Origin of the sequence: Acinetobacter bereziniae (assembly GCF_016576965.1) — a bacterium.
In the GTDB taxonomy this organism is placed as follows: domain Bacteria; phylum Pseudomonadota; class Gammaproteobacteria; order Pseudomonadales; family Moraxellaceae; genus Acinetobacter; species Acinetobacter bereziniae.
Window position 1 is genome coordinate 4154299 of record NZ_CP066119.1, and the last position, 20279, is coordinate 4174577.

The 20279-nt window shown below is 39.5% G+C and carries 17 protein-coding genes and 1 pseudogene; 2 read left to right on the forward strand and 16 right to left on the reverse strand.

The window, feature by feature from the left end:
• Position 1: 1 nt before the first annotated feature.
• The 4 genes from I9192_RS19415 to I9192_RS19430 all read right to left on the reverse strand — a co-directional run bounded on the left by I9192_RS19415 (position 2) and on the right by I9192_RS19430 (position 4439).
• Positions 2–796 (reverse strand): NYN domain-containing protein, encoded by a 795-nt coding sequence (locus tag I9192_RS19415; protein WP_004826644.1) that lies wholly within the window; start codon positions 794–796, stop codon positions 2–4.
• A gap of 79 nt (positions 797–875) precedes the next feature.
• The gene (gene topA / locus I9192_RS19420) at positions 876–3518 is read right to left on the reverse strand and encodes a type I DNA topoisomerase (protein ID WP_121775431.1); all 2643 of its coding nucleotides are present in this window, start codon (positions 3516–3518) and stop codon (positions 876–878) included.
• A 26-nt stretch (positions 3519–3544) separates the two neighbouring features.
• Positions 3545–3994, reverse strand: a complete 450-nt coding sequence (locus I9192_RS19425) for an ammonium transporter (RefSeq protein WP_004826640.1) — start codon at positions 3992–3994, stop codon at positions 3545–3547.
• 106 nt (positions 3995–4100) lie between these two features.
• On the reverse strand, positions 4101–4439 hold the full coding sequence (locus tag I9192_RS19430; RefSeq protein WP_004826637.1) for a winged helix-turn-helix transcriptional regulator: 339 nt from the start codon (positions 4437–4439) through the stop codon (positions 4101–4103).
• Between the two features lie 149 nt (positions 4440–4588).
• On the opposite strand from I9192_RS19430, the gene I9192_RS19435 reads away from it, so the two are divergent.
• Complete coding sequence (locus tag I9192_RS19435) at positions 4589–5335, forward strand: SDR family oxidoreductase (protein ID WP_200150002.1); 747 nt, start codon at positions 4589–4591, stop codon at positions 5333–5335.
• Between the two features lie 73 nt (positions 5336–5408).
• On the opposite strand, the gene I9192_RS19440 is transcribed toward I9192_RS19435, so the two are convergent.
• The 8 genes and pseudogenes from I9192_RS19440 to I9192_RS19475 all read right to left on the reverse strand — a co-directional run bounded on the left by I9192_RS19440 (position 5409) and on the right by I9192_RS19475 (position 14404).
• The gene (locus I9192_RS19440) at positions 5409–6446 is read right to left on the reverse strand and encodes a hypothetical protein (protein ID WP_200150003.1); all 1038 of its coding nucleotides are present in this window, start codon (positions 6444–6446) and stop codon (positions 5409–5411) included.
• Positions 6447–6575: 129 nt separating this feature from the next.
• Entirely contained in the window at positions 6576–8315 is a 1740-nt protein-coding gene (locus I9192_RS19445; protein WP_199935343.1) for an acetyl/propionyl/methylcrotonyl-CoA carboxylase subunit alpha, read from the reverse strand.
• A gap of 1 nt (position 8316) precedes the next feature.
• On the reverse strand, positions 8317–9897 hold the full coding sequence (locus I9192_RS19450; protein ID WP_151824567.1) for a 5-oxoprolinase subunit B/C family protein: 1581 nt from the start codon (positions 9895–9897) through the stop codon (positions 8317–8319).
• A gap of 18 nt (positions 9898–9915) precedes the next feature.
• Positions 9916–10722 (reverse strand): putative hydro-lyase, encoded by an 807-nt coding sequence (locus tag I9192_RS19455; RefSeq protein WP_151713996.1) that lies wholly within the window; start codon positions 10720–10722, stop codon positions 9916–9918.
• A 12-nt stretch (positions 10723–10734) separates the two neighbouring features.
• Complete coding sequence (locus I9192_RS19460; protein ID WP_200150004.1) at positions 10735–11493, reverse strand: LamB/YcsF family protein; 759 nt, start codon at positions 11491–11493, stop codon at positions 10735–10737.
• A 35-nt stretch (positions 11494–11528) separates the two neighbouring features.
• Positions 11529–12780: pseudogene (locus tag I9192_RS19465) on the reverse strand (NRAMP family divalent metal transporter).
• A gap of 340 nt (positions 12781–13120) precedes the next feature.
• Complete coding sequence (mumR, locus tag I9192_RS19470; RefSeq protein ID WP_004826621.1) at positions 13121–14032, reverse strand: LysR family transcriptional regulator MumR; 912 nt, start codon at positions 14030–14032, stop codon at positions 13121–13123.
• A gap of 126 nt (positions 14033–14158) precedes the next feature.
• Positions 14159–14404 carry a SlyX family protein gene (locus I9192_RS19475; protein WP_004826619.1) on the reverse strand — a complete coding sequence of 82 codons (246 nt, stop codon included), beginning with the start codon at positions 14402–14404 and terminating at the stop codon, positions 14159–14161.
• Positions 14405–14439: 35 nt separating this feature from the next.
• Between I9192_RS19475 and I9192_RS19480 the strand changes: the two genes are divergently transcribed.
• On the forward strand, positions 14440–16347 hold the full coding sequence (locus I9192_RS19480; RefSeq protein WP_151750660.1) for an ATP-binding cassette domain-containing protein: 1908 nt from the start codon (positions 14440–14442) through the stop codon (positions 16345–16347).
• 134 nt (positions 16348–16481) lie between these two features.
• Here the strand turns inward: I9192_RS19480 and I9192_RS19485 are convergent, their stop codons facing one another.
• From I9192_RS19485 to I9192_RS19500, 4 genes are read right to left on the reverse strand one after another with little or no spacing between them, the layout of a single operon-like run.
• Positions 16482–16655 (reverse strand): hypothetical protein, encoded by a 174-nt coding sequence (locus tag I9192_RS19485; RefSeq protein ID WP_005035617.1) that lies wholly within the window; start codon positions 16653–16655, stop codon positions 16482–16484.
• The gene (locus tag I9192_RS19490) at positions 16645–17952 is read right to left on the reverse strand and encodes a type VI immunity family protein (protein WP_151750661.1); all 1308 of its coding nucleotides are present in this window, start codon (positions 17950–17952) and stop codon (positions 16645–16647) included. Before I9192_RS19490 ends, I9192_RS19485 begins: the two co-directional genes overlap by 11 nt.
• A complete protein-coding gene (locus I9192_RS19495; RefSeq protein WP_151750662.1) occupies positions 17949–19244 on the reverse strand; it encodes a type VI immunity family protein in 1296 nt (431 codons plus the stop codon). Before I9192_RS19495 ends, I9192_RS19490 begins: the two co-directional genes overlap by 4 nt.
• Positions 19245–19262: 18 nt before the next feature.
• Positions 19263–20276: a nuclease gene (locus tag I9192_RS19500; protein WP_151750663.1), complete on the reverse strand. Its 1014-nt coding sequence runs from the start codon at positions 20274–20276 to the stop codon at positions 19263–19265.
• Positions 20277–20279: the final 3 nt, after the last annotated feature.

Genomic DNA, 20279 nt, shown 5'->3' on the forward strand with positions numbered 1-20279 from the left:
TTTAGCTCTGTTTTTTACGCTTTTTAAGAAACATTTGACTCCCCTCTATTTTAGTTTCAAAGACTTCCACAGCTTTTATCAGTCCTGATAACTTCGTATAACCATAATCACGAGTATCAAAATCTGGCTTTACTGTACTTAAATAGGTACCAATAGAACCTAGATATGCCCAACCGTTGTCATCTGAGTTGTCTTTTACCGCCTTATAAATCAAATTTAAAGTGGCTTTATCAATGGGTGTTTTCGTTTCTTCTTTGTCGATTGGAGAAGGTTTTTTGGTATCTTCATTATTTTTAGTTTCAGTACTTTGTTTTTCTTCTTCTTTCTCTTCAGCAATCAAGTTTTCAATCGAAATAAATTTATCACAGGCTTTTTTAAATGGCTCAGGTGTTTTCTTACGCCCAAAACCATAAACAACTAAACCACTTTCCCTTATTCTTGAAGCCAAAGGGGTAAAATCACTATCACTAGACACAATACAAAAGCCATCCAATGCACCACCATATAATAAATCCATCGCATCGATGATCAAAATCATATCTGTAGCATCTTTACCGCTAGTATATGCAAATTGCTGTACAGGGGTAATCGCATGCGGCAATAAGACTTCTCTCCATTTTTTTAGAGAATCACTGCTCCAATCTCCATAAACACGCTTTACACTGGCAATCCCATATTTTGCCACTTCCTCCAATACCGACGAAATTGAGTTCACAGATGAATTATCAGCATCAATTAAAACCGCAAATTTTTTAGTATTTTCCACAATATCCCCAATTTTTAGTTTTTTATTCATTCATTTATCATACCGCTTCCCATAATAATTGATATAAAAAATGCCCACTTTTGTGAGCATTTTTATGAGTAATTAAAACTTAGGCTTCAACCCATTTTCCATCTTGGTAAACCAAGGACCACTTGGTTTGTTTACCTTCAGGTGTTTCCGAACCAATATACTGTGCTTGATTCTTACGACTGAATTTCACCAATGTCGGATTTCCATCTGGGTCTTGATCAGGTGCTTGCAAAATAAATTGATATTTTGGATCGAGTTGATCTGCAACAGAACGCAATTCAGCAACCTTAGGTGCACGTGTTTCACGTACTTTCGGGAACTTACTTGCAGCCAAGAATAGACCCGCAGCACCATCACGAAGAACAAAGAAGTCATCATGTTTGGTTGAACGTAAATGTTCCATTTTGATTGGATCTACACGTGGTGGCGCAGGTTGACCATTCTTCAATACTTTACGGGTATTATCACAGCTCATACAGGCAAAATAAGGACCAAACCGACCATTTTTTAACTGCATTTCACCATCACACTTGTCACAAGGAATGGTTGGACCATCATAGCCCTTGATTTTGAACTCACCTTCTTCAAGTTCATAACCATCACAGTCTGGATTGTTTCCACAGATATGCAGTTTTCGACCACCATCAATGACATAGCTGTCCATTGCAGTACCACAAATTGGACAGCGTTTTTTCGACATCAAATCGGCAGTTTCAGCACCATCATCATCGGAAAGTGCTGCCAGTGATTCGACAGGCGTTAGGTTCAACGTGCCCTTACAACGTTCTTTTGGAGGTAAGTTGTAACCTGAACACCCCAGAAAGACACCTGTCGTCCCTGTACGAATCTGCATTGGGCGTTCGCATTCTTTACAATGAACATCCTCAACTTCGACAGGTAAGTTACGGCGCATGCCATTCTCACCTTGAGCTGTGGTTAAACGCTTTTTAAAATCGCCATAGAAACTATCAAGAAGCTCTTTCCAATTACGTTCACCATCTGCAACTTTATCCAACTGACCTTCTAAATCCGCTGTAAAAGCGTAATTCATTAGATTGTTAAAGTTCTCATCCAAACGGTCTGTGACAATTTCCCCCATCTTCTCAGCGAAAAGACGGCGGTTGTCTAACTTGACATAGCCTCGATCTTGAATCGTCGAAATAATCGCAGCATATGTCGATGGTCGACCGATACCACGTTTTTCCAATTCTTTGACCAATGATGCTTCAGTAAAACGTGCAGGTGGTTTAGTGAAATGTTGAGAAGGATCAAGTTTCTCAAGTTTTAAAATTTCACCCACTTTAACTGCTGGTAATAGAACATCATCATCAGATTTGTTTTGACCACGAACTTTGGTAAAACCATCAAAAACTAGAGTACGACCTTTGGCTTTGAGCTCTACGCCATTGGCATCCACTAAAATTGTTGAAGATAAATACTCTGCAGGTGTCATTTGACATGCAACAAATTGACGCCAAATTAAATCATATAAACGTTGTGCATCACGCTCAACGCCAGCCAAGCTGTCGCCTTTTAATCCAACGTTTGAAGGACGAATTGCTTCATGGGCTTCTTGTGCATTTGCCTTGTTGCCATAGCGATTGGCTTTTGCAGGTAAATATTTCGCACCAAACTCTGTTTCAATGTGCTGCCGCACCATACTGACTGCATCATCACTTAAAAATGTTGAGTCAGTACGCATATAGGTAATAAAACCAGCTTCATATAAACGTTGTGCAAGCATCATGGTTTTCTTTACTGAGAAACCTAAGCGTGTACTTGCCGCTTGTTGTAGCGTTGAAGTGATATATGGCGCACTTGGATTAACCTTAGTCGGTTTATCTTCACGAGTGGCAACTTTATATTCAGCATCTTTTAAAATTTTCAACAAAGCATCAGTTTGCGCTTTATTCTGTAATTTTAATGTCTTACCAGCTTGCTTCACTGCTTCTAGGCGAATCTCGTCTTTTTGAGATTTAGTGTCTGCAAAAACTTGCCAATATTCTTCAGGAATAAAGGCACGAATTTCACGTTCACGTTCCACCACCAATTTCACAGCTACAGATTGCACGCGACCCGCAGATAAACCACGTGCAATTTTTTCCCATAACAATGGTGAAACCATAAAGCCAACAACTCGGTCTAGAAAACGACGAGCTTGTTGCGCATTGACTCGGTTTAAATCTAGACGTGTCGGCTGTTTAAATGCTTCTTGGATGGCATTTTTGGTAATTTCATTGAAAACCACACGATGGTAACGGCTATCATCCCCACCAATGACTTCTCTCAAATGCCAAGCAATTGCTTCCCCTTCTCTATCCAAATCCGTTGCGAGATAGATTTCATCTGCATCTTTGGCAAGCTTTTTGAGTTCGGCAACAACATTCTCTTTGCCGGGAAGGACTTCATACTTAGCTTTCCAACCATGTTCTGGATCAACACCCATACGATTGACGAGTGCGGATTGTGCCTTTTCAGCCTTCTGATCTTCCGTCAACTTGGTGCGTGTTGCTGGCTTTTTTTCTGCTGTTTTACTTGAGCCGCCTGTAGGTAAATCACGGACATGACCTACGGATGACTTTACAATGTAATTTGAGCCTAAATATTTATTAATCGTTTTCGCTTTTGCAGGCGACTCCACAATCACTAATGCACGCTTTTTTCCAGCATCAGGAGATTTTGCTGTAGTGCTTTTGGATGTGGACCGAGGAGCGTTCGCCATAATAAACCACTGTTCCTATTATTAAGTTAAATTTCAGCCAATTTGAGTAAATATGCTTTCATATCATCAAGTTGTGTTGCTCTTAGGTCAGATTCTTCATCCCAATATAGCCCTACACAATTTGCCTGCATATCAATAGCATAAATCCCCTTTAATGCAATGGGAAAATCTTTAAATTTCGCATCACCTTGAATCACGTGAAGCTTTTCATCTTCGACACATGCACGCATCAGCGCTAAACGTGCATCAGGAATAAGTACACTATAATAAGCCACCATACTTGCACGAGATTCTGTTGCCATTGGGATTTTAGTCCATTCTGGCGCAGCCACCAAACGCGGATGCAAACCCATCTTTCGGGCTTTTTCACGCATTAAACCTAATGCCTTTTCTCTTGGGCTTACGCGTAAGCCAAAAATTGAGCCCAATACAAAAACAACGATTACGAGCGCAACCCAAAGACCAGTGTGTTCCATAGTTCACCTTTAAATTCCTATATTAGAGTTGCATAAGCTGAATATAAAACGCAAGTTTAAAATTAAAATTACAACGAATCTGTAATTTTAAAGTCAGTTTAATGTCTTATTTTTCATCTCTATTTTTTTCGTAAAACGTCATCCAATCACCCAATGAGCGAATCGAACTTTCCAAAGATTTTCCCAATGCAGTAATTTGATATTCTACACGTGGAGGTACTTCTGGATAAATCTGTTTGGAGATCAGTTGGCATTCTTCTAAAAGCTTTAACTGTTTTGAAAGTTCCTTTTGAGGAATCGGTGCTAAAGCCTTTTGTAATTGATTAAATCGCACAGGATGTTGAGCTTGTATAAGATGATAAACAATCGGCAAGACCCATTTACCTGAAAATATCGCAACGAATCGCATAATTGAACAGTTTTGCTCATATTGCACAGTTGTCATTTTTCACCTTACATAAAGCTACAATTTATAAAAGCTGATTTCAGCCTATTTCAAACCCAACAGCGACTTAGTTACCATTTGGTAAGTTCTTACATCTGCGCATAAATTTTCACAATATACGTGTTTCTTAATGACATTATAGTGAAAAAATGAGATTAAAAGACAAGACTGTTTTAATCACAGGTGCAACCAGTGGAATTGGCTTTGCTGCCGCACAACGAGCCATTGAAGAAGGTGCACGAGTAGTCTTTACTGGACGGAATATCAATCAAATTGCACAAGTTCAACAGCAATTAGGATCGCAAAGTTTCGGTTTTACATGTGACCATGCTGACTTAAATTCACAGCATGATTTTCTCAAAAAATTACAGCAATTATCCTTTATCTTTGATGTGATTTATATCAATGCAGGCAATGTGAACCATCAACGTTTTGGGCAATGGAGCGTTGAACAATTTGATGAGGTGTTAAATACCAATCTAAAAGGTCCTTTCTTTTTGATTCAAAGCCTTCTTCCCATGATTAATCCAAACAGTTCAGTAATTTTATGTGGTTCAACCAGCATTCATATCGCATTAGAAAAAAGCAGTGTGTATGCTGCTTCAAAGATCGCCTTACGCTCCTTGGTCAAAACACTTTCAACGGAACTGTTAAATCATAAAATACGCTTTAATCTGCTTTCTCCTGGACCGACATTTACACCTGCACTGAATAAAGTCGCAGACAGCCCTGCTGAAGTTGAACAGCTCAAAACCAGTATTGAAAATTTAGTCCCACTACAAAGACTTGCCACAGCAACAGAAATTGCCAACGCCTTTATTTATCTTACTTCTGATGAGTCTCGTTTTGTTGTTGGAACAGAACTATTGATAGATGGTGGTGTTGCCAACTTGTAAAGCATTTAAATCAAAAAATCTGAAAGTAGATCAGAGATATCTTGAAGTGTTTCTCTCATCTACTTGAACAGCATTAATTCAAATACATTTCATGACTGTAGACCACTTCATGCCCATTCCAATAAATATAGCCTTTTTCAATCAACTCTTTAAGCAATAAACGAACATCAGATTTAGGGAACATTTTTTCCAATAGATCGCGCAATGCATAAATATCTTTGGGTTTCGATGTTTTTAAATCATTCAGTTTATGAATCACTTCAATTTGAACAGGATCAATCTGCTCAAAGTTTTTAAACAGCACCTGTTGTACAGCTTCAAGTGATTCCTGATCATCTATTTCTTGGATAACCTGTTGCGGATGCGCATGTAAGCTTTCTAAAATTTGATCAATTTTATGTAATTTAATATGCGATTGTTTGTCCAGCTGTTGATCAGCTTGGTCATGAGAATTTGAATTTTCTATATCGAGACTGATCCACTGTTTTAAGACCTTTTTCCGATAAGAAATTTGTTCATCAAGGCATTTCACAATTCTTAAATTAATCAGCATTCCTACAAGATGCTGTGCTTTTTCTGGCACAATTTGCAATGTATTGGCAACAGAGTTGCGTAATTTTTCAATTGTATTCGGCTTTCCTGTCATCTTTGCTAAAGCATCACAATACTTTTTAACCATTTGTAAATACGGTTTATTTTGAATTGTTTCAAGACTTGGAAGCTGTCGTTTTTGACTTGGCAATTGATCAGTTGGATCAATTTGAACAAGACGGCAATCAAGATGTACATTACGGATGATATCTAACAGCGCCGTACAAGTGGGTGTGGCAGAAATAATTTCGATCTGTGTATCTGGCGTTAAGAGTGCCAATAATTGCCCTGCAATCACGGCATACTCATATTCTTTTTGAGCCGCTTGAGGAACGTCTAAAATCACCACTTGACCACTGTTGATCCAACTGGAAAGCGCTGTGAGATCAGTCAGTGAATAATGAAAATACCCAGTACAATTAAAAAGATATAATGTAGCGTAATGCTCAACCATTTTACCCAGCATTGGTGCTGTAGGCATATTATTTTCAAGGTCAAAAAGAACAACTGTATCCGGCATGGTCAAAAGTTTGCAATTAAACAGTGGCGTGCATTACAGCGGGCTTTCAGTAAAAGGTCAAATAAAATTGGAAATTTAACTATAAATTTCCAATTTTTACGCTCAGGTTAAATTGCACATGTCTAAAGACTATTGAATACTGGCAATCACATGATCAGCCTGACAAGTTGTCCCCACGTTTGCCGATATTTGTATTTGACCACTTTGGTGTGCGAGCACTTGAACTTCCATTTTCATGGCTTCCATAATCGCTACTACTTGCCCTTCAGTGACGTGCTCGCCTGTTTGAACTTTCCATGCCACGATTGCACCATTAATGGGTGCAAGCAAATGCTCAGGTAGAGTCTCAAACGATGTTTTTTGTTCTACATGTTGACTCGTTGGCATAATATTTTGGGCAAACAGCCCCGCAGGCAGTCCCAAACGGTGTAATTTCCCATCAATTTCGATATAGCTCAATGTCATCGCTTGCTGATGTTGAGGAATACTTCGCTGCGTCGGTTTTAATACCTGCTTAAAGTCATTTTCAATCCACCGAGTATGGACTTTAAATTCTTCAGTAAAATCAGGTTCATTCAATACAGCACGATGAAAATCTAGTACTGATGCAACACCTTCGATTTTAAATTGCTTTAATGCACGTTTTGCACGTGCAATTGCGATCTCACGGGTTGAGCCTGTCACAATGAGCTTCGCCATCAAAGAATCAAAGTGGCTTGAAACTAACGAGCCTGTACGCACCCCTGTATCAACACGTACACCATGACCAAAAGGTGCTTCAAATAGACTCAATGTGCCAAATGCAGGAATAAAGCCACGACTTGGGTCTTCCGCATTAATCCGGAACTCAATAGCATGCCCAAGTGCCTTTGGTGTATCTTGAATAGACAGTTCTTCACCTAATGCAACTCGGATTTGTTCAACCACCAAGTCTACCTGTGCTGTTTCTTCAGTCACAGGATGTTCGACTTGCAAACGCGTATTTACTTCAAGAAAAGACAATGTACCATTTTGGCTCAACAAATATTCAACTGTTCCAGCTCCGACATATTGTGCTGCCTGACAAATATTTTTTGCAGAACTAAGGATTTCTTGATAAATCTCATCACTGATAAATGGCGCAGGAGATTCTTCGACCAATTTTTGATTACGGCGTTGTAGAGAACAATCTCGTGTCCCCAACACCACCACATGTCCATGCTGATCAGCGATCACCTGTGCTTCTACATGACGAGGATTATCTAAATATTGCTCAACAAAACACTCTCCACGACCAAATGCAGCCTTGGCTTCTCGAACCGCAGACTCATAGAGCTCTTTCACTTCTTCAAGTTTCCAAACCACTTTTAGACCACGACCACCGCCACCGAAAGCAGCTTTAATTGCAATAGGCAAACCATGCTGTTTGGCAAAGGCTAATGCTTCTTCTGCATTATTCAAAGGATCTTGTGTACCTTGAACCAGAGGTGCGCCGACTGAAGCTGCGATTTTACGTGCTTCAATTTTATCTCCTAATTTTTGAATCGCAGTTGGAGATGGACCTACCCATTTTAAACCAGCATCAATTACTGCTTGAGCGAACTCTGCACGTTCTGATAAAAAACCATAACCAGGATGCACCATCGTAGCTTTAGATTTCTTAGCAACATCAATGATGGCATCGATATTTAAATAGGTTTCTTTAGCGGTTGCTCCCGCTAAACCCCATGCCTCATCTGCAAGCTCGACATGTAAGCTGCCGATGTCATCATCTGCATACATGGCAATAGATGTGATACCCATATCACGACACGCTTGAATAATACGTACAGCAATTTCGCCACGGTTGGCGATTAATAGTTTTTCATTGGCATAATTTTGCTTGTTCATTTCAATTCTCTATCTCTACAAATTCGGCAATTTTTCTAAACTTGACATGGCAATCTGCAGGTATTTGCGCCACCAGATTCCAATGGTGTTTAGCAACCGAGGCAATCACGGGATAACCACCAGTAAGTGGGTGATCGTTCATAAACAAGACCGGCTGACCATTTGGTGGAATTTGTAAAGCGCCAATACAGGTACCTTCACTTTCCAACTCATGGGTCACTTTACGGTTGAGTGGTTGTTTACCCAACAAGCGCAAACCAACACGGTTACTTTCATTGGTGACTAACCAGGATTGATTGCACAGTTTCTCAATACTGTCTTGATCGAACCAATCCGTGCGGGGTCCCATCACAATATCCAGTTCAACCGTGTCGCCAAGTTGAGGGAGATTGGCTTTTGCCACGTCATTGATCGTGATATTGGATGGGACAACTTGACCTTGGTAAAGCACATCCCCCACTTTTAAGGGATGTGGACCAAGAATTGCTAAACTGTCAAAAGAACAGCTATTTAAAACAGGCTGAATGTCGAAACCACCACGAACTGCAAGATAATTTCGTAGTCCAGCACGAGGAGTTTGTATGTGAAACTCATCACCACAATCTAATGCGATGGGTTGATAACACTCAAAATCAGCGTTTTGACCATCTGCAAATTTCACATGAATATTTGAAATTGCACCCGCCACAGCAATAACCGCTGAATGTTGCATTTTTGCTTTTAAACCGCCATTTAAAATCTCAATTATGGGTGTGTCAGTTGGATTACCCACAATTCGATTGGCACTGTGCATAGAATCAATATCCATCGCACCTGCTGTCCCAACACCAATACTGGTCTGTTGAAAGCGACCTTCATCTTGAATCGAAGTTTGCAGTCCAGATGCAGTCAGTTTAAATAAAGGTAATTTTGAACCATTGTCTTGCACCGAGGTGATCTGTTTTGGTACATCTACAGAAATAGGATGACGTGTCACATCTTCAAAATTTACAGTCATTCCGGGTCTTAACAGTGCAGGATTCGAGCGTTCCAAATCCCACATTTTTTCAGTTGTTGTACCAATCAATTGCCAACCGCCAGGGCTATCCTTCGGATAAATGCCTGAATATTGACCTGCTAAACCTAGAGAGCCTGATGGAATTTTTTTACGGGGCGTTTTTAAACGCGGAATATCCGTAAACGGCTGGTCAGGACTATTCATATAGGCAAAACCAGGCGCAAAGCCAATAAATGCTACATCCCAAGTACTTTGATGATGTTTACGAATCAAATCTGCGACAGATAAGCCCTGTAACTCTGCCACTTGTGCTAAATCTTCACCATCATAACGAATGGGAATAATCACTTGCTGGCAATGTCGCTGAATATCTAAATCTATATTTAAGCTACCGATTAAAGTCGATAAGGTTTTGAAGTCAGTGTTGATCTCATCAAAAAACACCAAAATCGTCTTTGCAGCAGGAATTAAATCTTTGATTCCTTTCAAGTGTAAATTTTGCAATTTGCTGTATAACGCCAAAGTTTCTTGCAAACTGGCAAGTTCAATCAAGAAACTATCGGAATTTACTGATAAAAATCGCATTTACTGATCCTTTCTTTTTTAACCCATCCAGACACGATCTGGAATGTCGGTAATCAACATGTGTCCCGGTGCATGACTAATTGCAAATGGAATTTTTGAGTTCATTACAGCTGCTTGAGGTGTTACACCACACGCCCAAAACACCGCAATCTCGCCCTGTTCAATACGAGATGCTTCACCAAAATCAGGTTGATTAATATCTTGAATACCTAAACTTTCAGGATGTCCAATATGCACAGGTGCACCATGCACACTTGGCATACGTGCGGTAATTTTCACAGCTTCTGAAACTTGATCAGCAGGAATTGGTCGCATGGAAACCACCATATTTCCTGAAATGCGCCCTGCTGGTTCGCAACTAATGTTACTCAAATACATGGGTACATTGGTTTTATCATGAATATGACGGACTTCTATACCAGCATCTTGCAATGCCGTTTCAAAAGAAAAGCTACAACCAATTAAAAATGTCACCAAATCTGGATGATCATTGTAAATCTCAGTTGCATCGGTCACTTCATCGACCATTTCACCATCTTTCCAAATTCGATAGCGTGGAAAATCGGTTCGAATATCTGCATCCGATGCCAATTTTGTGGCATAAACACCTTCTTCTAGAACATCGAGAACAGGACAACTTTGAGGATTACGGTGCGCATATAATAAGAAATCATAAGCCCAATCTTTGGGTACAGAAATCATATTCACTTGGGTCATACCCGGTGCCATACCAGCCGTAGGTCGATCAAAACCTGCACGAATTTGTTGTCTTGCTTCACGTGTCGCTTTTAACTGCGCTGGATCAACTTTGATATTTTTCAACATGTGTATCTTCCTTTATCCACAAAATGAACGAATCTGAATATCATTTTTTAACAGTTCAGCTTTAATCGCAGCAGACATTTCTAAAGCACCAGCCGTATCACCATGCAAACAAATCGTATCGGCTTGGATCGGGGTAAATACCCCATCAATGGATTCAACTCCACCGTTTTTCAGCATAGACACCACGCGTTGAGCGACAAAATCAGCATCATGCAGCACTGCACCTTGCAAACGGCGTGAAACCAATGAACCATCTCGGTTATAAGCACGATCTGCAAATGCTTCAGAAACCACTGTTAGCCCTGCTTGACGCGCCTGATCGAACAGATTAGACCCAGCTAAAGCGACCAATACCAACTTGGGGTTATACATTTTTATCGCTGCAATGACGGCTTCAGCCTGAACTGCATCTTTGGCAATCGTGTTATAAAGTGCACCATGTGGTTTAACATAGCTCACTGCCGAACCAGCCACTTTGGCAAGCCCATCCAATGCAGAAATTTGGTAGAGCACATCAGCAATCAGCTCATCCCGAGACAAATCCATATTGCGACGACCAAACCCAACTAAATCAGGATAAGCAACATGCGCACCGATACACACATTTAATCGCACAGCCTGCTTTAATGTTTGTAATATCCCTAATGGATCACCTGCATGAAAACCGCAAGCAATATTGGCACTACTGACCACAGGCAAAATTTGCTCATCATTGCCCATTTTCCATGAACCGAAACTTTCACCCAAGTCACTATTTAAATCGACAAACATCAGCGTACTTCCTTTTTAATTGAGTGTTAGATTGATTACAGTTTAGTGAGATAATTAAATACTGTTGTGAATGACATATATCCCATCCACCATGTCAGTAAGCAGGTCAGCACACCTAAAATCAATAACCATTTTGGATAGTTATAATTGCCCATGAGGTCTTTACGACATGCAGCGACATAGACAAAAATTGTCAAACCAATCGGTAAAACCAGCCCATTAAAACCACCGACAAAGATCAATAATCCAGCTGGTGTTGCACCTAAAACTACATACAACAGTAATGCCAAAGAAATAAAGCTGATGGTGATATAGTTGGTTTGTTTAGCATTTAGATTCTTTTTAAAAGCTGAAATAAATGAAACTGATGTATAGGCTGCACCGATGGTACTACTGATCCCTGCTGCCCAAAAAATCAAACCAAACAGTTTAAACCCAAAAGTACCTGCGGCATATTGAAATGCTTGTGCTGCAGGATTGGCATCATGGCTGGCTAGATCAATTGTTGCACCACTTACCACCACACCTAAAAATGCTAAGAACAAAACATAGCGCATGATCCCAACAACCACGATCCCTTTGGTTGCTGCCTTTGCAACTTCATCAATGTTTTCTGGCCCAACAGCACCCTTATCGAGTAAACGGTGTGCACCTGCATAGCAGATATAGCCTCCGACGGTTCCACCGACAATCGTGGTGATAATCGCAAAATCAATTTGGTCAGGTGCAAAAGTTTGTTGAACAGCTTGTCCCACGGGTGGCATGACAATAAAGGCGACTATGACAATTAGAATAATTTTGAGCAGACCCAAAACAATCATACTTTTGTCCATCACCAGTGTGGCTTTTCTGGAAGCAAAAATAAGAATAGCCAATGCACCACTGAGTACACCACCAACTTTGGTATCTAAACCAAATAAGGCATTTAAGCCAAGTGCTGCACCTGCAATGTTCCCGATACTAAAGAAGAAGCCGCCAAGAATGACCAAAAATGCAAGTAAATAACCACTGCCGGGTAAAGCCTTGTTGGCAATATCAGAGGCTCGCATCTGAGTCAGGGTCACCACACGCCAAATATTTTGTTGAACCACATAATCAATCAGAATAGAAATCAAGATCGCAAAGCCAAATGCTGCACCTAATTTCACTGTAAATACAGCAGTTTGTGTAAGGAACCCCGGACCCATTGCAGAAGTTGCCATCATAAATATCGATGCAACAATTGCCCATTGACGGTCAGATAATATAGAAGATTTCAATAAAGACATGTATGCGTTCCTCATCCATTTGAGCTTAATCAACGCTATTTCAAGTTAAACAAAGAACATCAATTTTTCTGAAAATATGAAATTCTTTTATCCTTTAAATCTTGAAGATTTTTTTTGGTAGTGCCCTACCAAATCTATATTTGAAATAAAAGCATAGGAAATGAGCCAGAACAATCAGCCAAAAAGATTAGCAATAAAATTTTAAAATATTGAATTTAATATATTTTATTTTAATAATATCATTTTAATAATGATTCATTATAGATACCGATAAGTTCTAATTATCAATAATGTGACAATTTTGGAACTTTAAAAGATCAAATTATGAATCAAAAATAAAGTACAACAGTAATAATTACTTAATTTTTAATTTTATCATTCAACTTTTTCATTGCTTTATCGGAGATTAACACCGCCAAATCCGTTAGTTTTTCCTTTAGAGCAGTATTATTTCCCTGAGTATAAATTGCAGTGAAATGAAAAGTCTTGAGCTGAATCGGGGTATCCAATATCTCCAAGCGACCATCTAAAATTTCCTTGAGTGCAGTCAATTTAGGGACAACAGCTATTCCTAAACCTTGTTCAGCTAAACGTAATAAGGTTGCCAATGAATAACTGGTAATTGAAAGTGGCTCATCTATTGCCTGTTCTTTCATTCGAGCTTTGAGTTCTTTATAAGGATAAGTAATTCTTGGATAAGTCAAAATAGTATGCGACATCAATGTACGGAATGACATTTGTCCGATGCCTCCTTTAAAGGAAGGGGATGCTAAAAAACTTAATTCAAAATCACACAGTGAACGTTCAATACATTCAAAGGGTAAAGTCGGTCCAAGCAAAAAAGCCATATCCAAATCCCCTACGCGTACACCTTCTTGCAGATCAGGAGTCAAACTCACCACAATTTCGATAGAAACTTTAGGAAACTCTTTTTGGACTTGCTCCATATATTCCACTAACCATGTGTGTACGATGGTTTCAGAGACACCTAAACGAATTGTACCCGTTAAATATTGGCTTTCAGTAAGCTCGGCAACCAGATCTGTTTCAAGCCGCATAAATTTTTCAGCATACTTGAATAATGTGGTTCCCTTATGAGTGGCTTTGATTTGACGAGAACTACGATCCAGTACTTTAAAGCCAAGGTCATTTTCAATCGCAGTAATTTTTTGTGAAATTGCGGGTTGTGTAGTTTGAAGTTTGGTCGCTGCTTTATTAAAACTTTTTAAAGTCACCACCCAATAAAATGCTTCAAGGTTTTTTAAGTTCATGATCCATCTTGACCTTATGTATGAATGATGACGGTATGCAAATCCTTTGCCAGCGTAACGGATAATTGTGTAAATGCATAAGCAGTTTAAATCATGCCAGCAACATTCAAATTACATTTTATCTCCTCAGTAATGCGGTGGACGATTGGTCATTGGATCAAAAGCAGCAATACCTTCTGACAAATCAGCGGACTCTACACGTTGATAAAGTAATTGCATTTGTTTTTTTAAATCAGCAATTTCCAAGCTCTGTTGCACAACTTGATCATTTAATTGTTCGACTAAATCATCTAAAAATGCAATTCGGACTTGCAAATCTTCGATAGGTGCGGAAAATGACGCCTGATCATCAAGATTTTTATGTTTAGTCATTTTTAGTCCTCACTGTGGGATGTTTAGGAAACCGTATGGCCTATATTACTATAAGGGATGTCCAACTTGCGTTTGGTGGACCTGCCCTGCTCGATGGCGCAAACTTCAATTTAGAACGTGGCGAACGAGTCTGTTTGATTGGCCGTAACGGTGAAGGTAAGTCTACTTTACTCAAACTGATTGAGGGAAGTTTATTACCCGATCAAGGTGAAATTGCCTTACAAAACGGAATCACCATTTCTATGCTTGCTCAGGATGTCCCTATGGACTCTGGCAAGGTTGCAGATATTGTCGCTGAGGGTGCAGGTGAAGCTGCTCAAGTCCTCAAAGAATACCATGAAGCGAGTGATGCTTGTGTATTAGGTGATATGGATGCTTGTGACCGCATGGGCAACTTGCAACATAAGCTTGACCTACTTGATGGTTGGGCTTTAGAAACCAAAGTTAATGCTATTCTCAGTAAAATGGGCTTAGATCCAGAAGCTGATTTGGCAGATTTATCTGGTGGTCGTAAACGCCGTGTTTTGTTGGCACGTGCTTTACTTACCCAACCTGATGTTTTATTACTTGATGAACCGACCAACCATTTAGACGTTGAAAGTATCGAATGGTTAGAAAAATTCTTACTCGACCAAAATAATCTCACGCTGTTATTTATTTCACATGACCGAGCTTTTGTCGACAGTATTGCGACCCGTATCGTTGAATTAGATCGTGGTATTTTACGTAGTTATGAAGGCAACTACTCAAGATATCTCGACTTAAAAGCCCAACAAATGGAAGCAGAAGAAAAACAAAATGCTTTATTTGATAAAAAACTGGCTGAGGAAGAAGCTTGGATTCGTCAAGGCATTAAAGCACGACGTACCCGTAATGAAGGTCGTGTTCGTGCATTAAAAGATTTACGTGAACAGTCTAAAGCTCGTCGTTCGCAGCAAGGCAAAGTCAGTATGGCAACGCAAGAAGCCAATCGTTCAGGTAAGTTAGTCTTCGATATTGAACATTTACGTGTTGAATATGATGGTTACCCGATCATCAAAGATTTTTCTGCGTTGGTTCTGCGTGGTGATCGAATCGGTTTGGTAGGTGATAACGGTGTCGGTAAAACAACATTGGTAAAAGCCATACTGGGTGAACTTGAACATGGTGGTTCGGTTAAAACAGGTACACAACTTGAAGTGGCTTATTTTGATCAACTGCGTAATGCGCTAGACCTTGAAAAATCAGTCATGGCAAATGTGTCGGAAGGCTCAGACTTTGTGGATGTTAACGGTGGTCGCCGTCATATCTACAGCTATTTACAAGATTTCTTATTCTCTCCTGAGCGTGCACGCACACCCGTTAAAGCCCTTTCGGGTGGCGAACGAAATCGTATTCTTCTGGCAAAACTATTGCTTAAACCATCCAATCTGATTGTCATGGATGAACCAACCAATGACTTGGATATGGTGACTTTAGAGCTTCTTGAAGAAATGCTCAGTGAATATAAAGGGACCTTGTTGTTGATCTCGCATGACCGTGCCTTTATGGACAATGTGGTGACATCGACTTGGGTATTTGATGGTAAAGGCAATATTGATGAATATATTGGTGGTTATCAAGATTACCTTGAGCAACGTCCTGATCAAAAAGTTGTAGACCAAAAGAGTGATGTAAAAAAAGCCATCGCCAAAGCTGAGGCAGCCTCAGTAGCCGTTGAAGCACCAGTCAAGAAAGTAAAGCTGAGTTATAAAGACCAACGTGCTTTAGAACAATTGCCTGCCGAAATTGAGGCATTGGAAAAAGAACAGTTTGAACTCTCAGAAAAACTCGCGGACGGTTCATGGTTTGTCACAGATGCCGATGCAGCAACACAAGCTTCTCAACGCTTGGCTGAAATCGATGATCTTCTGTTGGAAAAAATGGAGCGTTGGGATCAATTAGAAGAGATGACCAAAGGTTAATTTTTTATTGTTTCTTCCAAAAAACTCCGTAAATCTGCGGAGTTTTTTATTGTAGCAATGCTCCAATAAAATCAGCACAGTTTTCACTGTAGGTATTCCCATCAGGATAAATCGCTAGCATTCCTTGATAAGTATTAAGCGTATAGATCATCTAAAGCTTGGCGTTTTTCAGGGCTATGTCCTGCAAAATATAAAAAATGTGCCTGAAATTCAGCACCCCTAATAAATAAGGAGGGTTGATCTTTTCGATGTTCTAACCACTGAAAATCTTTTAAATAAGGCTCTAAATCTGCATAGCTATTGATCATTCTTTACTCGCACGATCTCACTCACCAAATGCCATTTAATTTTCTTGGCTTGTTTTAAAACCATATGGTCATAACATTCTAAAAATCGAGGCGCAATATCACCTTTCAATAAAACCACATGTTGTCGATAATCATCCGTTGAATTTATTTCATAATGATTTCTATCAGCAAAACCGACAGACATTGGTTGACCATCTAAATCTAATTGCTCATCATAGCGATAGATACCATCAATTTCACAAGGTCGTCCTGATTCTAGGTAAATATTCTTCTTCGCTGGCGCACGCTCTTGATAATGTCCACGATCAGGAAATATATCAGGCGCATCCAAACGACGAATCCACTTTCGACTTTCATCAACATCTAAAACTTTATAATTATAACCAACATCATCACTAATAGCCCAATATGCACCATTTCTTAAAGGGCGTAGTGCCTTATTCAGATTGTAATAACTGTCTAAAACAGGTTGATTGCTTGGGAGTAATTGAGGAAACTCTTCAAGTTGAAATAGAAAACCTTCTTGTTGTTGCTGTGGTTGAAGATTGAAATGTTCACAATATTTAGGAAAAGTTTTAACTTCACAAATTCGTTGTATCAAGGTATGACTGACATAGGTCAGCCAATCAATGCTCTTAATTCCATTTTTTATTAAATTAGTTTCACTCTCATCCGCTCCTAAATATATCCCCCAAAAACGCTCTCCTTGTGTACAAGCATAGTCTCCAACCGCAATAGGTCTATAAGGAAGAATACTTTGTAATCCTGCTACAGCATGATAAGCCCCGAGTTTATCAATAAACATTTGAATGAGAGAAATTAAAATATTCTTTTGTTCTTCATCAAAAATAAACTTATTTGGAACACAAAATTTAATTTCAGAACAATATAACAGGTGCCCTTGCCAGCCACGATTGGTCATCACTGAAATCATATATTCAGGAGCTTCTTTTTGTTCTCCCGATGCACAATACCATTCTATAACATCATCTGGATGTGATTTCTTTTCAATCACTTGCTTGATGGTTGGCATTCTAGGGTCATCTAAATCGGCATAATGTCCTTCGCCTTGATCATCATAATATCCGCCCCAAACCAAATGTTCACCAAAATATCGATTATAAGCTTCAATACACTCAATTAAAGCTTGGCGCTTTTCAGGACTATGTCCTGCAAAATATAAAAAATGTGCCTGAAATTCAGCACCCGTAATAAATAAGGAGGGTTGATCTTTTTTATGTTCTAGCCACTGAAAATCTTTTAAATAAGGCTCTAAATCTGCATAGCTGTTGATCATTCTTTTACTCGCACGATCTCACTCACCAAATGCCATTTAATTTTCTTGGCTTGTTTTAAAACCATATGGTCATAACATTCTAAAAATCGAGGCGCAATATCACCTTTCAATAAAACTACATGTTGGCGGTAGTCATAAATATCATTTTGCTCATAATCATTACGATCATCATAGCCAACATACATAGGCTGACCATCTAAATCTAACTGTTCATCATAGCGATAGATACCATCAATCTCGCATGGTCGTCCAGATTCCAAGTAAATATTCTTTTTTTGGGGTTTACGCTCTTGATAATACCCACGATCAGGGAAAATATCAGGTGCATCTAAACGTCGAATCCATTTACGACTTTCATCAACATCTAAAACTTGATAGTTATTACCCGTATCCCAACTAATATGCCAATATGCACCATTTCTTAAAGGGCGTAGTGCTTTATTGAGATTAAAATAACTGTCTAAAACAGGTTGATTGATCGGCAGTAATTGAGGAAATTCTTCAAGTTGGAATAAAAAACCGTCCTGTTGTTGCTGTGGTTGAAGATTGAAGTGTTCACAATATTTGGGGAAAGTTTTAACTTCACAAATTCGTTGCGCCAAGGTATGACTGATATAGGTCAACCAATCAATACTTTTAATGCCATCAGAGATCATATTATTTTCCCTAATACTAGCACCTTGATAAATTCCCCAAAAGCGCTCGCCTTGTGCCAATGAATAATCACCAACGCCCATTGGCTTAAAAGGTAAAACCCCTTGAAAACCAGCCACTGCATGATATACCCCAAGTTTATCAATACACATTTGGATTAAAGACATCAGGATTTGCTTTTGTTCAGGATCAAAAATCAATTGATTGGGCACATGAAAGGTTAACGTTGAGCAAAATAGCTTATGACCTTCCCAACCACGATTGGTAAATGCCATCAGTGCATATTCTGGTGCCTCATCACGTTCGCCTGATGCGCAGTACCATTCAATTTGATCATCTGGATCTGGATTCTTTTTAAGCACTTCACGAATACTCGGCATTTCTGTAATATCGGTATAATGGATTTTTCCATTCTTATCAAAATCAATGCCCCAAGTGAAATGCTCTGCAAAATATTGGTTATAAGCTTCAACACATTCAGCTAAAGCTTGACGCTTTTCAGGAGTATGCCCTGCAAAATATAAAAAATGTGCCTGAAATTCAGCACCCGTAATAAATAAGGAGGGTTGATCTTTTTTATGTTCTAGCCACTGAAAATCTTTTAAATAAGGCTCTAAATCTGCATAGCTGTTGATCATACTGTTGTTTCCTATTTTTTATGAATGTGCCAAAGTGGCAAAGCCAGTAATCAGCAAACCACCACCCACTACCTCACTTGTACCGATTGCCCCCGCTGTAGCCATTGCACCACCTACTGCGCCTGCCAAAACCACTGTTCCACAAATAAATGCCCCTGCGACCCCAACACTGGCAGTTATCGGAACCATCATGCTTTGATACTCTTGAAGCGGTACAAGCTTGCGATAAAACTGTACTTGAGGTGAGGGTGGCGCAATCAATTTACCTAAAGCACCGAGCATGCTTGGAATGCCTTTTTTAGCTGTAAGACCTGTGTTAGCAGAGCGAAATATGGCATTTTTATATGGAGTTGGATTTTTAATCGGTGGATAAACTGGAATTTTTATTCCACCACTGGGTGGTTTTCGGGTATCACAACGACAATCTTTATCGGAGACTTCTCGTACCTTTTTGGGAGCAATTATTTCATATGCTCTGTATTGTCCAAGCGCCCAATCATCTTTACCAAACTTAATTTCAACCAAACGCTCAATACTTTTCCCTTCAGGATAGAAACGCTTCCAATCAATTGTTCCTGACATGCGCATTTCAATAATTTCTGCAGCCTTAATGGTTAAAATGGTCAGGTCAGGAATACGAAAATCACCTTTGGCAAGGTTTTCAATTTGTTTTTGTGCTGCACCAAGTGGAAATGTAGAAGGACGATGCATCCGTTCAGGGTTATCACTCATTAAGGGTTTAGGTGGATTTGTACGCATGTTATAACCGACTTCAGCAAGATATGCCCATACCCCAAAGTTTAAATCAGCTTCAGCACGAATCGCTGTTGTAACGGTTTGTTGGTAAAGCTTTTGTCCAATTGCTCCAATTTTAGGGGCTTTACTTGCCGCGCAAATATGTGCACATAAATAGGTTTTATTCATACCCGTTTCTAATTTAATTTCCGTACCTTTGGTACTGGGTTTTGTCGTTGATGATTTGGTTTTATTGGGACTGGTAGAACCTGAACCACCTGTATGACGTCCAGCCATTTT

Bases quoted from the DNA above. Each gene is read 5' to 3' on its own strand.
- I9192_RS19490 (WP_151750661.1), bottom strand. From the start codon at position 17,952: ATGATCAACAGCTATGCAGATTTAGAGCCTTATTTAAAAGATTTTCAG.
- I9192_RS19460 (WP_200150004.1), bottom strand. From the start codon at position 11,493: ATGTTTGTCGATTTAAATAGTGACTTGGGTGAAAGTTTCGGTTCATGG.
- mumR (WP_004826621.1), bottom strand. From the start codon at position 14,032: ATGAACTTAAAAAACCTTGAAGCATTTTATTGGGTGGTGACTTTAAAA.
- I9192_RS19455 (WP_151713996.1), bottom strand. From the start codon at position 10,722: ATGTTGAAAAATATCAAAGTTGATCCAGCGCAGTTAAAAGCGACACGT.
- I9192_RS19430 (WP_004826637.1), bottom strand. From the start codon at position 4,439: ATGACAACTGTGCAATATGAGCAAAACTGTTCAATTATGCGATTCGTT.
- I9192_RS19485 (WP_005035617.1), bottom strand. From the start codon at position 16,655: ATGATCAATAGCTATGCAGATTTAGAGCCTTATTTAAAAGATTTTCAG.
- I9192_RS19495 (WP_151750662.1), bottom strand. From the start codon at position 19,244: ATGATCAACAGCTATGCAGATTTAGAGCCTTATTTAAAAGATTTTCAG.
- I9192_RS19445 (WP_199935343.1), bottom strand. From the start codon at position 8,315: ATGAACAAGCAAAATTATGCCAATGAAAAACTATTAATCGCCAACCGT.
- I9192_RS19500 (WP_151750663.1), bottom strand. From the start codon at position 20,276: ATGGCTGGACGTCATACAGGTGGTTCAGGTTCTACCAGTCCCAATAAA.
- I9192_RS19435 (WP_200150002.1), top strand. From the start codon at position 4,589: ATGAGATTAAAAGACAAGACTGTTTTAATCACAGGTGCAACCAGTGGA.
- I9192_RS19450 (WP_151824567.1), bottom strand. From the start codon at position 9,897: ATGCGATTTTTATCAGTAAATTCCGATAGTTTCTTGATTGAACTTGCC.
- topA (WP_121775431.1), bottom strand. From the start codon at position 3,518: ATGGCGAACGCTCCTCGGTCCACATCCAAAAGCACTACAGCAAAATCT.
- I9192_RS19425 (WP_004826640.1), bottom strand. From the start codon at position 3,994: ATGGAACACACTGGTCTTTGGGTTGCGCTCGTAATCGTTGTTTTTGTA.
- I9192_RS19475 (WP_004826619.1), bottom strand. From the start codon at position 14,404: ATGACTAAACATAAAAATCTTGATGATCAGGCGTCATTTTCCGCACCT.
- I9192_RS19440 (WP_200150003.1), bottom strand. From the start codon at position 6,446: ATGCCGGATACAGTTGTTCTTTTTGACCTTGAAAATAATATGCCTACA.
- I9192_RS19480 (WP_151750660.1), top strand. From the start codon at position 14,440: ATGGCCTATATTACTATAAGGGATGTCCAACTTGCGTTTGGTGGACCT.
- I9192_RS19415 (WP_004826644.1), bottom strand. From the start codon at position 796: ATGAATAAAAAACTAAAAATTGGGGATATTGTGGAAAATACTAAAAAA.